The 13674-nt window shown below is 66.4% G+C and carries 7 protein-coding genes and 3 rRNA genes; 3 read left to right on the plus strand and 7 right to left on the minus strand.

Annotated elements, in window-relative coordinates; genetic code table 11:
• Window positions 1–131: 131 nt before the first annotated feature.
• Complete coding sequence (locus GA0070604_RS25110; protein ID WP_091123587.1) at window positions 132–1364, plus strand: VOC family protein; 1233 nt, start codon at window positions 132–134, stop codon at window positions 1362–1364.
• A gap of 66 nt (window positions 1365–1430) precedes the next feature.
• On the opposite strand, the gene GA0070604_RS25115 is transcribed toward GA0070604_RS25110, so the two are convergent.
• The 3 genes from GA0070604_RS25115 to GA0070604_RS25125 are packed head-to-tail and all read right to left on the minus strand — an operon-like array spanning window position 1431 to window position 5841.
• On the minus strand, window positions 1431–1895 hold the full coding sequence (locus tag GA0070604_RS25115; RefSeq protein ID WP_091123592.1) for a DUF4233 domain-containing protein: 465 nt from the start codon (window positions 1893–1895) through the stop codon (window positions 1431–1433).
• Window positions 1892–3226 carry a bifunctional folylpolyglutamate synthase/dihydrofolate synthase gene (locus GA0070604_RS25120; RefSeq protein WP_091123595.1) on the minus strand — a complete coding sequence of 445 codons (1335 nt, stop codon included), beginning with the start codon at window positions 3224–3226 and terminating at the stop codon, window positions 1892–1894. Before GA0070604_RS25120 ends, GA0070604_RS25115 begins: the two co-directional genes overlap by 4 nt.
• Complete coding sequence (locus GA0070604_RS25125; protein WP_091123599.1) at window positions 3223–5841, minus strand: valine--tRNA ligase; 2619 nt, start codon at window positions 5839–5841, stop codon at window positions 3223–3225. Before GA0070604_RS25125 ends, GA0070604_RS25120 begins: the two co-directional genes overlap by 4 nt.
• Before the next feature lie 70 nt (window positions 5842–5911).
• Here GA0070604_RS25125 and GA0070604_RS25130 point away from each other — a divergent pair, with 70 nt between their 5' ends.
• The gene (locus GA0070604_RS25130; RefSeq protein ID WP_091123603.1) at window positions 5912–6592 is read left to right on the plus strand and encodes a hypothetical protein; all 681 of its coding nucleotides are present in this window, start codon (window positions 5912–5914) and stop codon (window positions 6590–6592) included.
• 98 nt (window positions 6593–6690) lie between these two features.
• Here GA0070604_RS25130 and rrf read toward each other — a convergent pair.
• The 3 genes from rrf to GA0070604_RS25145 form a co-directional block, all read right to left on the minus strand.
• A 5S ribosomal RNA gene (gene rrf / locus GA0070604_RS25135) occupies window positions 6691–6807 on the minus strand.
• A 94-nt stretch (window positions 6808–6901) separates the two neighbouring features.
• Window positions 6902–10010, minus strand: a 23S ribosomal RNA gene (locus tag GA0070604_RS25140).
• 373 nt (window positions 10011–10383) lie between these two features.
• Window positions 10384–11898: ribosomal RNA gene (locus GA0070604_RS25145) — 16S ribosomal RNA — on the minus strand.
• The 16S, 23S and 5S rRNA genes sit together here, the layout of an rRNA operon.
• A gap of 650 nt (window positions 11899–12548) precedes the next feature.
• Between GA0070604_RS25145 and GA0070604_RS25150 the strand changes: the two genes are divergently transcribed.
• Complete coding sequence (locus GA0070604_RS25150; RefSeq protein WP_091123606.1) at window positions 12549–12776, plus strand: hypothetical protein; 228 nt, start codon at window positions 12549–12551, stop codon at window positions 12774–12776.
• Between the two features lie 3 nt (window positions 12777–12779).
• On the opposite strand, the gene GA0070604_RS25155 is transcribed toward GA0070604_RS25150, so the two are convergent.
• Complete coding sequence (locus tag GA0070604_RS25155) at window positions 12780–13577, minus strand: carbon-nitrogen hydrolase family protein (RefSeq protein ID WP_091123610.1); 798 nt, start codon at window positions 13575–13577, stop codon at window positions 12780–12782.
• Between the last annotated feature and the right edge of the window lie 97 nt (window positions 13578–13674).

A 13674-nucleotide genomic window follows, 5' to 3' on the forward strand; every position in this document is an offset into this window, starting at 1 on the left:
CCTGTACGCGCAACTGGGTCGGGCTGGGTACGGTCAGCGTAGCGACCCGGTCCCGGCGCCGGCGCGGCGGCCGCTCCTTCCCCCGGTCGCCGGTCCGGCCTAGCCTGGCCTAGACCCCTGGGAGGTCCACTGTGGCGAATGGCGGGAACCGACCCATCGCGCCGATCCGCAAGCTGATCGCCGCGGTGCTGGGCACCCTGGCGACGTTCATCGTGCTGTTCGGGCTGGGCATGACGAGCTGGGCGATCGTCGCGCTCGGCGTCGCACTGCTGGTCCTGGCGGTCGCCCTGGGCACCGTACGCGGGGGCGGGCGCACCTGGGTCGTCGGGCTGGGCCACGTACACAGCGCCTCCGAGCCGCCCACCCAGTACGCCTTCGGCCGCTGCGAACTCCAACTCGTGATCGACGCGCCCGGGCTGCCACCCCGGTCCAAGAAGATCATCGAGCCGCGGGTCCCGGTTGCCAAGTGGCCGTCGCTCGGCCAGGCCCTGCCCGTCCGGGTCGCCCTCAACGACCAGCGGCACGTCCGGGTCCTCTGGGACGAGGTGCCCACGCACGCCGAGACCGCCGCCGCGGCCGCCGATCTCCCGCCCGAGTACGCCGACCCCGATCCGGTCGATGAGGTGCTGATCGCGCAGGAGACGCCGCCGTGGGCGGACCGCGCCCCGGATGACGACTTCCGCGACGACTTCCCGCCCGCTCCGGACCCGCTCCTCGACGACGTCACCGGGCTGCCCGACGAACGCGAGCCGGTGGTGGTGCACCACCGCCCCGGCCGCCCGGTGGTGCTGGAGGGCCAGGTGGTCGAGCCGACGAGCACCGGCCCGTTGCCCCGTCGGGCCACCCCCGCTCCGCGCCCGCCCGCCGAGGAACGGTTCGACCCGGTCGACGTCCCGCTGGACGATCCGGACGCCGAGACGCCGCCGACCCCGGAGGAACTGGACGAGGCGATCTTCGGGCCGGCCGGGGACGAGCCGGCCGAGGTGGCCACCCCGATCAGCGGGGTCGGAATCACCCTGCTCGTCACCGACCTGGACCGGTCCCTCGACTTCTACCGGGACCTCGGCTTCGCCGAACTCGACCGGGGCAACGGCAACGCGGTGCTCATCTCCGGGGCGACCCGGCTGGTGCTGCGCCAGGTGACCGGGGCCGCCCCGATCAGCCGTCGGCTGGTCCACGTCAACCTGGAGGTCGACGACATCCAGGCCGCGTACGAGCGGCTGCGCGGGTCGGGCGTGCGGTTCACGTACGCCCCGCGCGTGGTGAACCGGGGCAGCAAGCTGGAGGTGTGGGCCGCGGCCTTCCGCGACCCGGACGGCCACGGGGTGGCCCTCACCCAGTGGCGCACCCTCGCCGACGCGTAAGGAAGGGACCCTTGTTAACGCCTGGCGTTAACAAGGGTCCCTTCCTTACGGCTGGCGTCGGCCGGATCAGCCGAGGATGACCCGCCGCACGTGCAGCGCGTACGCCCACACCAGGGCGAAGACGACCCCCAGCACGAGCAGCGACCAGTGCAGCAGCCCGGAGAGCATCAGCAGGCCCTGCACCGCGGTGCCGGCGTACCAGGCCCAGCGGCGTCCCATCTGACCGGCGAACACCACGCAGGCCACCGCCAGCGCCACGATCACGGCGATGGCGGCACCGCTGAGATGCCCACCGACCAGACGGATCGGCTGGATGGCCAGCAACAGCACCAACGCCTCCAGCGCGAGCGTCCCCGCGCCGAGCCCACGGACCGCCTTCTCCGGATTACGCAGCCCCGACCGCCGCTGCTCCGGGCTCTCACCGCCGGCCCCGGTCGCGGACCCGTCGGGCGTCGGGGTGCCCGACGGCGGCCCCGCGCCCTCGTCCGGCCGGCCCCCGGCGCCGGGGTGCCCCCGCACCGGGCCGGTCATCGCTTGAGCAGCCGGCGGGCGTCGGCCACGGTCACCACCGATCCGGTGATCAGCACGCCCACCCCGGCCAGCTCCCCCGGTACGTCGGACTCGGCCTCGGCCACGGCCACCTCGATGGCGTCCGGCATCTCCTCGGCGACCTGCACCCGCTCCGGCCCGAAGACCTCCCGCGCCAGCGCGGCCAGCTCGTCGGCGGGCATCGCCCGGGGCGAGCTGTTGCCGGTCACCACGATCGAGTCGAGCACCGGCTCCAGGAGCTCCAGCAGGCTGGCCGCGTCCTTGTCGCCGAGCACGGCCAGCACGCCGACGAGCTTGCTGAACGCGAACTCCTCCTGCAACGCGGTGACCGTGGCGGCCATCCCGTGCGGGTTGTGCGCGCCGTCGAGCAGGACCGTCGGGGCGGTCCGTACCTTCTCCAGCCGCCCGGGCGAGCTGGCCGCGGCGAAGCCCTCCCGGACGGCCTCGATGTCGAGCTGCCGGCGTGCCCCCGCACCGAGGAACGCCTCGACCGCGGCGAGCGCCACGGCCGCGTTCTGCGCCTGGTGCGCGCCGTGCAACGGGATGAAGATCTCCTCGTACACCCCGCCGAGGCCCTGGATGGTGAGCACCTGGCCGCCGACCGCCACCGCCCGGCGCAGTACGCCGAACTCGGCCCCCTCCCGGGCGATGGTCGCGCCGACCTCGGCGCAGCGCTCCAGGATCGGCCGGGCGGCCTCCTCCTCCTGGGCCGCCGCGATCACGGTGGCCCCCTTGTGGATGATGCCCGCCTTGTGCAGCGCGATGTCCTCGATGGTGTCGCCGAGCCACTCGGTGTGGTCCAGCCCGATCGGAGTGAGCACCGCCACGCCGGCCTGGATCACGTTGGTGGCGTCCTCGGCGCCGCCGAGCCCCACCTCCACCACCGCGACGTCGACCGGGGCGTCGGCGAACGTGGCGAACGCCAGCGCCGTCGTCATGTCGAAGTACGTCAGCGGCTCCGCCGAACGCTGGTCGACCAGCTCGGCCAGCGGCGCCACCTCCCGGTACGTGGCGACGAAACGCTCCTCGCTGACCGGCTCACCGTCCAGGCTGATCCGCTCCCGGACGGTCTCCAGGTGCGGGCTCGTGTAGCGGCCGGTGTGCAGCCCGAACGCCCGCAACAGCGAGTCGATCATCCGGGCCGTCGAGGTCTTGCCGTTCGTGCCGGTCAGGTGGATCGACGGGTACGCCCGATGCGGGCTGCCGAGCAGGTCGAGCAGGCTCTCGACCCGCTCCGGCTCGAAATGCATCCGGGTGAAACCGCGCTCGGCGAGCGCGGCCTCCACCGCGGTGAACTCGGTGCGTTCGGTCACGAGGGCAACGCCTCCAGCGCGGCGTCGATCCGGACCAGGTCCGCCTCGGCCACCGCGAGCCGCTCACGGATCTTGGCGACCACATGCGCGGGCGCCTTACCGACGAACGCCGGATTGTCCAGCTTGGCCCGCGCCTGCGCGGCCTCCTTCTCGGCGGCCGCCCGGTCCTTGGTCAGCCGGGCCCGCTCGGCCGCCACGTCGATCGAACCCCGGGTGTCCAGCGCGACGCTGACCTCGCCGGGCATGGCGAGGGTGGCGCTGGCCAGGAAGTCGTCGCCGGGTGCGTCGAGGCGGACCAGCGACCGGATCAGCGGCTCGTGCGCGCCGATGCCCGCCGGCCCGAGGCCGTCGAGCCGGGCCGCCACCCGCTGCGTCGGCCGCAGCCCCTGGTCGGAGCGGAATCGCCGGATCTCGGTCACCACCCGCTGCAGGGTGGCGATCTCGCCCTCCGCGGCGTCGTCGACGAGGGTACGGTCGGCCACCGGCCAGGCGGCGACCATCACGCTCTCCCCGCCGGTCAACGCCGTCCACAGCTCGTCGGTGACGAACGGGATCACCGGGTGCAGCAGCCGCAACAACTGGTCCAGCACGTGACCGAGGACCCGGCGGGTGGCGTCGGCCGCCGCCCCGCCCTCGGCGAGCACCGGCTTGCTCAGCTCCACGTACCAGTCGCAGACGTCGTCCCAGGCGAAGTGGTACAGCAGGTCACAGACCTTCGCGAACTCGTACGCCTCGAACTGCTCGTCCACCTCGGCGGTGACGTGCGCCAGCCGGGACAGGATCCACCGGTCGACGGTCGACAGGGTGCCCGCCTCGGGCAGCGGCCCGTCGGTGTGCGCGCCGTTCATCAGCGCGAACCGGGTGGCGTTCCAGAGCTTGTTGCAGAAGTTCCGGGAGCCCTGGCACCACTCTTCGCTCACCGGCACGTCCTGGCCGGGGTTGGCGCCCCGGGCCAGCGTGAACCGGGTCGCGTCGGCGCCGAACCGGTCGATCCAGTCCAGCGGGTCGACCACGTTCCCGAACGACTTCGACATCTTCTTGCCGTGCTCGTCGCGGACCATGCCGTGCAGGGCGACCACGTCGAACGGCTGCCGGCCGTCCATCGCGTACAGGCCGAACATCATCATCCGGGCGACCCAGAAGAAGAGGATGTCGTACCCGGTGACCAGCACGCTGGTCGGGTAGAACTTCGCCAGCTCCGGGGTCTGCTCGGGCCAGCCGAGGGTGGAGAACGGCCACAGACCGCTGGAGAACCAGGTGTCCAGGACGTCCTCGTCCTGCCGCCAGCCCTCGCCGGTCGGCGGCTGCTCGTCCGGGCCGACGCAGACGATCTCGCCGTCCGGGCCGTACCAGACGGGGATACGGTGGCCCCACCAGAGCTGCCGGGAGATGCACCAGTCGTGCATGTTGTCGACCCAGGCGAAGTAACGCTTGGCCAACTCGGCCGGCTCGATCTTCACCCGGCCGTCGCGGACCGCGTCACCGGCGGCCTTGGCCAGTGGGGCGGTGTTGACGAACCACTGCAACGACAGCCGCGGCTCGACCGTGGTCTTGCACCGCGAACAGTGCCCCACCGCGTGCACGTACGGCCGCTTCTCGGCCACGATCAGGCCCTGCTCGCGCAGCGCGGCGACGATGGCCGGCCGGGCCTCGTACCGGTCCAGGCCCTCGAACGGGCCGGGCGCGGTGATGATGCCGCGCTCGTCCATGATCGTCAGCGACGGCAGGTCGTGCCGCTGGCCGATCTCGAAGTCGTTCGGGTCGTGCGCCGGGGTCACCTTGACCATGCCGGTGCCGAAGCTCGGGTCGACGTGCTCGTCGGCGACGATCGGGATCCGCCGGTCGGTGAGCGGGACGGCCACCTCGGTGCCGATCAGGTGACGGTAACGCTCGTCGTCCGGGTGCACCGCGACCGCGGTGTCGCCGAGCATCGTCTCCGCCCGGGTCGTGGCGACCACGACCTCGTCGCTGTAGCGGATCGAGACCAGCTCACCCTCGTCGTCGGTGTGCTCGACCTCGATGTCCGACAGCGCGGTGAGACAGCGCGGACACCAGTTGATGATCCGGTTCGCCCGGTAGATCAGCCCGTCGTCGAAGAGCTTCTTGAACATGGTCTGCACGGCCCGGGACAGGCCCGCGTCCATGGTGAAGCGCTCGCGGTCCCAGTCGACGGCGTCACCGAGCCGCCGCATCTGGCCCAGGATCGCCCCGCCGGACTCCGCCTTCCACTGCCAGACCCGCTCGACGAACTTCTCCCGGCCCAGGTCGTGGCGGGACAGCCCTTCGCCGGCGAGCTGCCGCTCGACAAGGTTCTGGGTGGCGATGCCGGCGTGGTCCATGCCGGGCAGCCACAGCGTCTCGTAGCCCTGCATCCGCTTACGCCGGCTCAGCGCGTCCATCAGGGTGTGCTCGAAGGCGTGCCCCATGTGCAGCGAACCGGTGACGTTCGGCGGCGGGATGACGATCGTGAAGGGGGGCTTGTCGCTTTCCGCCGACGCCCGGAAGTGGCCGGCGGCTACCCACTGCTCGTACCGCCGCTGCTCTACCTCGCCGGGCTGATACTGGCCGGCAAGCGTCGGGGCGTCGGGGCGTCGGGCATCCAGTCTCTCGGTCACCCGAGAAAGTCTACGGAGCGCTTCCGGAGACCCGACGTGCGCCACCTCCTGTTCGCGTACGGTGGCGGACATGTCCGACGCACATCTCACCGAACGTCCGGTCGACGACGGGCCCGAGCCGGTCGACCTGACCGATGAGCCGATCCAGCTGAGCCGCCGTGACCCGGCGGCGCAGGAGCCCGAGCAACGACCGGTCTCACGCCGCCGGCGGATCGCGCTGGCCGCCGCGCTGGTCGTCGGGCTGGCCGGGGCGGGGGCGCTCGGCGTCGGCGGCTGGCGGGTGCTGGCCCAGAAGGACGCGCACCTGAACGCGCCGGAGAAGATCGCCGGATTGACCCGGGACGACAGCGAGCGGGCCCGGAGCACCGCGGAGTACCTCCGCGACGGCTTCGCCGCCGACATCGATCTGGACCGGAGCTTCGGCACCGTCTACCGCGACCCGGCGGACACGAAACGGGCGGTTCTGATCTTCGGTGGCACCACCCTGCTCTGGCAGCCCGAGCGGGACCTGGACACCCTCTTCGGTCTGATGACCGACGAGACCGGGAAGGTGACCGGCCTGCGCGAGGTGGACGCCGGCCGCCTGGGCGGTGTGATGAAGTGCGGTACGACCAGCGGCGACGGTGGCGACTTCACGGTCTGTGGCTGGGCCGACCACGGCAGCGTGGTGATGGCGATGTTCCCGGGCCGCTCGGTGGACGACTCCGCCGTCCTGTTCCGCCAGCTCCGCGAGGGCATCCAGAGCCGCTGACCCGTTCCCGGGGCACCGTCGAACGACGGTGCCCGCACGGAATTGTGGATGAAACGCAGTCAGGGTCACCCCGAAGGGTGACCCTGACTGGAAAGATTGTCCGGCGGTGTCCTACTCTCCCACACCCTCCCGAGTGCAGTACCATCGGCGCTGGAGGGCTTAGCTTCCGGGTTCGGAATGTGACCGGGCGTTTCCCCTCCGCCATGACCGCCGTAACTCTATCGACATATCAAACAACCAACCAACCCAAACCTTGTTGGGGGTGTTGTTCGTTTGTCGGGAGTTGCACAGTGGACGCGTAGCAGCTTAGTAGTCAAGTCCTCGGCCTATTAGTACCGGTCAACTGAACCCGTTACCGGGCTTACATTTCCGGCCTATCAACCCAGTCGTCTAGCTGGGGGCCTTACCCCACCAAGGTGGGTGGGATACCTCATCTTGAAGCGAGCTTCCCGCTTAGATGCTTTCAGCGGTTATCCCTTCCGAACGTAGCTAACCAGCCGTGCCCCTGGCGGGACAACTGGCACACCAGAGGTTCGTCCGTCCCGGTCCTCTCGTACTAGGGACAGCCCTTCTCAAGTATCCTACGCGCACGGCGGATAGGGACCGAACTGTCTCACGACGTTCTAAACCCAGCTCGCGTACCGCTTTAATGGGCGAACAGCCCAACCCTTGGGACCTGCTACAGCCCCAGGATGCGACGAGCCGACATCGAGGTGCCAAACCATCCCGTCGATATGGACTCTTGGGGAAGATCAGCCTGTTATCCCCGGGGTACCTTTTATCCGTTGAGCGACACCGCTTCCACATGCCAGTGCCGGATCACTAGTCCCGACTTTCGTCCCTGCTCGACCCGTCAGTCTCACAGTCAAGCTCCCTTGTGCACTTGCACTCAACACCTGATTGCCAACCAGGCTGAGGGAACCTTTGGGCGCCTCCGTTACCCTTTAGGAGGCAACCGCCCCAGTTAAACTACCCACCAGACACTGTCCCTGAACCGGATAACGGTCCGAAGTTAGATACCCAAACCAACCAGAGTGGTATTTCAAGATTGCCTCCACCCATACTGGCGTATGGACTTCACCGGCTCCCACCTATCCTACACAAGCTAATTCGGATACCAATGTCAAGCTATAGTAAAGGTCCCGGGGTCTTTCCGTCCTGCCGCGCGTAACGAGCATCTTTACTCGTAGTGCAATTTCGCCGGGCCTGTGGTTGAGACAGTGGGGAAGTCGTTACGCCATTCGTGCAGGTCGGAACTTACCCGACAAGGAATTTCGCTACCTTAGGATGGTTATAGTTACCACCGCCGTTTACTGGCGCTTAAGTTCTCCGCTTCGCCCCGAAGAGCTAACAGGTCCCCTTAACGTTCCAGCACCGGGCAGGCGTCAGTCCATATACATCGAATTACTTCTTCGCATGGACCTGTGTTTTTAGTAAACAGTCGCTTCCCCCTGCTCTCTGCGGCCATACAACGCTCCACCCGCGCGGGGCTTCACGTCTCCGGCCCCCCTTCTCCCTAAGTTACGGGGGCAATTTGCCGAGTTCCTTAACCACAGTTCGCCCGATCGCCTCGGTATTCTCTACCTGACCACCTGTGTCGGTTTGGGGTACGGGCCGCTAAGAACTCGCTAGAGGCTTTTCTCGGCAGCATAGGATCACTGACTTCACCTGAATCGGCTCGGCATCACGTCTCAGCCTACATGTGCTGCGGATTTGCCTACAGCACGGCCTACACGCTTACCCCGGCACAACCACCGGCCGGGCTCAGCTACCTTCCTGCGTCACCCCATCGCTTGACTACTACCCGCCAGGTTCCCACGCTCCCCGTGTTTGGTCCGAAGACCGCCCACAGTTCGGGTGGTTAGCACAACGAGGTTCGTCAGGGTCGCTCTTTCGCGGGTACGGGAATATCAACCCGTTGTCCATCGACTACGCCTCTCGGCCTCGCCTTAGGTCCCGACTCACCCAGGGCGGAATAACCTGGCCCTGGAACCCTTGGTCATCCGGCGGAAGGGTTTCTCACCCTTCTTTCGCTACTCATGCCTGCATTCTCACTCGTGCCGCGTCCACAACTAGGTCACCCCGTTGCTTCACCCCCGGCACGACGCTCCCCTACCCACCCACACACCTGCACCAGATATCAAGACCTGGCGAAGTCATTGTGTGAGTGCCACAGCTTCGGCGGTGTGCTTGAGCCCCGCTACATTGTCGGCGCGGAACCACTTGACCAGTGAGCTATTACGCACTCTTTAAAGGGTGGCTGCTTCTAAGCCAACCTCCTGGTTGTCTATGCGACCCCACATCCTTTTCCACTTAGCACACGCTTAGGGGCCTTAGCTGGTGATCTGGGCTGTTTCCCTCTCGACTACGAAGCTTATCCCCCGCAGTCTCACTGCCGCGCTCTCACTTACCGGCATTCGGAGTTTGGCTGATTTCGGTAAGCTTGTAGGCCCCCTAGACCATCCAGTGCTCTACCTCCGGCAAGAAACACGCGACGCTGCACCTAAATGCATTTCGGGGAGAACCAGCTATCACGGAGTTTGATTGGCCTTTCACCCCTAACCACAGGTCATCCCCCAACTTTTCAACGTTGGTGGGTTCGGCCCTCCACGCGGTCTTACCCGCGCTTCAGCCTGCCCATGGCTAGATCACTCCGCTTCGGGTCTAGAGCATGCGACTCAAACGCCCTATTCAGACTCGCTTTCGCTACGGCTCCCCCACACGGGTTAACCTCGCCACATGCCACTAACTCGCAGGCTCATTCTTCAAAAGGCACGCCGTCACCCCGCAAGGCTCCGACGGATTGTAGGCGAACGGTTTCAGGTACTATTTCACTCCCCTCCCGGGGTACTTTTCACCATTCCCTCACGGTACTCGTCCGCTATCGGTCACCAGGAAGTATTTAGGCTTACCAGGTGGTCCTGGCAGATTCACGGCAGATTACAGGAGTCCGCCGCTACTCGGGAACACCCACAGAAGACCAGCCACTTTCACCTACCGGACTGTCACCGTCTACGGTCGGCCTTTCCAGACCATTCGACTAGCAACTGGCTTTGTAACTCCTTGAGCGCGTGTCAGCACACTCAGCAGGGTCCCACAACCCCGACCACGCAACCCCTGACAGGTATCACACGCAGCCGGTTTAGCCTCAATCCGCTTTCGCTCGCCACTACTCACGGAATCACTATTTGTTTTCTCTTCCTACGGGTACTGAGATGTTTCACTTCCCCGCGTTCCCTCCACACACCCTATGTGTTCAGGTGTGGGTGACTGGACATGACTCCAGCCGGGTTCCCCCATTCGGACACCCTGGGATCACAGCTTGGTTGACAGCTCCCCCAGGCCTATCGCGGCCTCCCACGTCCTTCATCGGCTCCTGGTGCCAAGGCATCCACCGTTCGCCCTTGACAACTTGACCACAAAGATGCTCGCGTCCACTGTGCAATTCTCAACAAACGACCAACCCACAACCCGAACCGCCCCACACCAGACCCGGCCACCGCCGGCGGTATATGGAACCAGGCCGTGCCTGGCGCCCGACAAGCGTCGTCCGCTCGTCCAAGCCACTGAAAGACAACCCATGGTTGTTCTTTCAGGACCCAACAGGGTGCCTGTCACCGATACCCAGCCGCACCATCCGCTCGTTCCCCACCACCCCGAAGGGATGGCCGTACTAGAACATCAGGCCGTTGCCGGAACCGACTCGCCAGTGTCTCCGCCAATGAGCACCCCGACCCGACATTCGCGGGCCGCGGGCTCCATACCGTCCTTCGACGGATGGTGCTCCTTAGAAAGGAGGTGATCCAGCCGCACCTTCCGGTACGGCTACCTTGTTACGACTTCGTCCCAATCGCCAGCCCCACCTTCGACGGCTCCCTCCACAAGGGTTGGGCCACCGGCTTCGGGTGTTGCCGACTTTCGTGACGTGACGGGCGGTGTGTACAAGGCCCGGGAACGTATTCACCGCAGCGTTGCTGATCTGCGATTACTAGCGACTCCGACTTCACGGGGTCGAGTTGCAGACCCCGATCCGAACTGAGACCGGCTTTTTGGGATTCGCTCCACCTCACGGTATCGCAGCCCATTGTACCGGCCATTGTAGCATGCGTGAAGCCCTGGACATAAGGGGCATGATGACTTGACGTCATCCCCACCTTCCTCCGAGTTGACCCCGGCAGTCTTCGATGAGTCCCCGCCATAACGCGCTGGCAACATCGAACGAGGGTTGCGCTCGTTGCGGGACTTAACCCAACATCTCACGACACGAGCTGACGACAGCCATGCACCACCTGTGACCGCCCCCGAAGGACCCCACATCTCTGCAGGTTTTGCGGCCATGTCAAACCCAGGTAAGGTTCTTCGCGTTGCATCGAATTAATCCGCATGCTCCGCCGCTTGTGCGGGCCCCCGTCAATTCCTTTGAGTTTTAGCCTTGCGGCCGTACTCCCCAGGCGGGGCGCTTAATGCGTTAGCTGCGGCACAGGGAACCGGAGAGGCCCCCCACACCTAGCGCCCAACGTTTACAGCGTGGACTACCAGGGTATCTAATCCTGTTCGCTCCCCACGCTTTCGCTCCTCAGCGTCAGTATCGGCCCAGAGACCCGCCTTCGCCACCGGTGTTCCTCCTGATATCTGCGCATTTCACCGCTACACCAGGAATTCCAGTCTCCCCTACCGAACTCTAGCCTGCCCGTATCGACTGCAGGCCCGCGGTTGAGCCGCGGGTTTTCACAGTCGACGCGACAAGCCGCCTACGAGCTCTTTACGCCCAATAAATCCGGACAACGCTCGCGCCCTACGTCTTACCGCGGCTGCTGGCACGTAGTTGGCCGGCGCTTCTTCTGCAGGTACCGTCACTTACGCTTCGTCCCTGCTGAAAGAGGTTTACAACCCGAAGGCCGTCATCCCTCACGCGGCGTCGCTGCATCAGGCTTCCGCCCATTGTGCAATATTCCCCACTGCTGCCTCCCGTAGGAGTCTGGGCCGTGTCTCAGTCCCAGTGTGGCCGGTCGCCCTCTCAGGCCGGCTACCCGTCGTCGCCTTGGTAGGCCATCACCCCACCAACAAGCTGATAGGCCGCGAGCCCATCCCAGGCCGAAAAACTTTCCACCCCCCACCATGCGACAGGAGGTCCTATTCGGTATTAGCCCCGGTTTCCCGGGGTTATCCCAAAGCCTAGGGCAGGTTGCTCACGTGTTACTCACCCGTTCGCCGCTCGAGTACCCCGAAGGGCCTTTCCGCTCGACTTGCATGTGTTAAGCACGCCGCCAGCGTTCGTCCTGAGCCAGGATCAAACTCTCCAACAAAAACTTGTTGAACAATCCATCCCGGCAACAAAAGTGTTGCCAAAGGAATCCCAACCAGACAGACCCAAAAGCCTGACCAGTCCGGGGTATCAAACAATTTGGCACTGGCTTATCAAGCACCCTGTTGAGTTCTCAAAGAACAACCACACACCATCCGAAAGCCCCGCACCGCAGGACCCCCATCCGGGGCAACCTCTCTAACTTACCTGGCCCGATCTTCGCTGTCAACCTCGTATCCGAGGTGTCCAACTTGGTTCGAACCAATCCACGCTGACGCACGCCATATTTGGCGGTCGTTACTGTCGTGGGTTCCGGCGGACCGGCCGATCGCCGCTTTCGCGGCCACCCGCCCGGCTCCCTGCCGGCTTTCGAACTCTACCCGGTCGGCTTCGCGATCGCAACTCCGTGTTTCTCGGAGTGTCTCGCACCACCCGGATCCTCAGTCTCGCTCGGCGTCTCCGCCACGAGCCTGGCGCCCGTTGTCGGCCGGTTTGCCCGGCCTCCCTCGTGCAGAGAGAAAGTTACGCGGACGGCTCGGATAAGGCAAATCAACGTTGGTCACTGCGTCTGCGACGGTGCCGGGTACCGGACGGCGGACGACGACGTTTCGAGGGATCCGCACACGGCCAGACCGTGCCAGAGTGTCTGACATGGATGACGTGTCGCGGGTCCCGGCGGCGACGCTCGCCGAGGAGACCCTGCTCGGCCTGCTCCTGCCGTTCTGGCAGCTGGTCATCGGAGCCTTCGTGCTCTTCGTCGTCGTGGTGTCGGTGGGACGTCTGGCCCGGCGTGGTCCCTCCCGGATGACCACGGCGCTCGTCATCACCGCCCTGGCGATCGCCGGCTTCACGGTCGTGGGCGTACTGCTGGAGGGCTGATCCTCAGAGCCGACGATTGGCGAGGCTGGGCAACTCGGCACGGATCTCCCGCAGCCGGTCGAGGTCCAGGTCGGTGACCGCGAGGCCCGGCCCGTCGGGGACCTGGCTGAGCACGGTCCCCCACGGATCCACCACCATGCTGCGCCCGAAGCAGGTCCGGTTCGGTTCGTGGTCCCCGGTCTGACCGGCGGCCGCGACGAAGCACTGGTTCTCGATCGCCCGCGCCCGGAGCAGGACCTCCCAGTGATCCCGCCCCGTATGCATCATGAACGCGGCAGGCACCACCAGCAGCTCGGCGCCGCCCCGAGTGGCCAACTGCCGGTACAGCTCAGGAAAACGCAGGTCGTAGCAGATCGAGAGGCCGACCCGCAGGCCCTCGACGTCGACGACCACCGGCTGCTCGCCGGGTGAGACAGTCGCCGACTCCCGATACGACACCCGGCCGGGGATCTCCACGTCGTACAGGTGGATCTTCCGGTAGCTGGCGGCGAGCGCGCCGGTGCGGTCGAAGACCAACGAGGTGTTCCAGGTGTGCTCCGGGTCCGGCCCGGCCTCGTGGAACGAGCCGGCGATCACCCACATGCCGAGCCGGCGGGCGACCGCAGCGAAGAACTCCCCCACCACCCCGTCGACCGGCTCGGCCGGCGGCATTCCGTCGGCGAGGCCGAGGTAGTCGACGTACTCCGGAAGCACGGCGAGGTCGGTGCCGGCCGCCGCGGCCCTGACCAGCAGGGCCTCGGCGGCGGCGAGGTTCGCCGCCCGGTCGTCGCGGGCGTTGAGCTGACAGACGGCGACGCGCATGGGGCTCAGCGTACGGGCGGGCGACGGCCGGCGACAGGGCCGAAGATGCTCACCAGCGCCAGTGCGCCAGCGGCGATCCGGGGCTGCTCGACGCTGT

Source organism: Micromonospora eburnea (genome assembly GCF_900090225.1).
Lineage (GTDB): Bacteria > Actinomycetota > Actinomycetes > Mycobacteriales > Micromonosporaceae > Micromonospora > Micromonospora eburnea.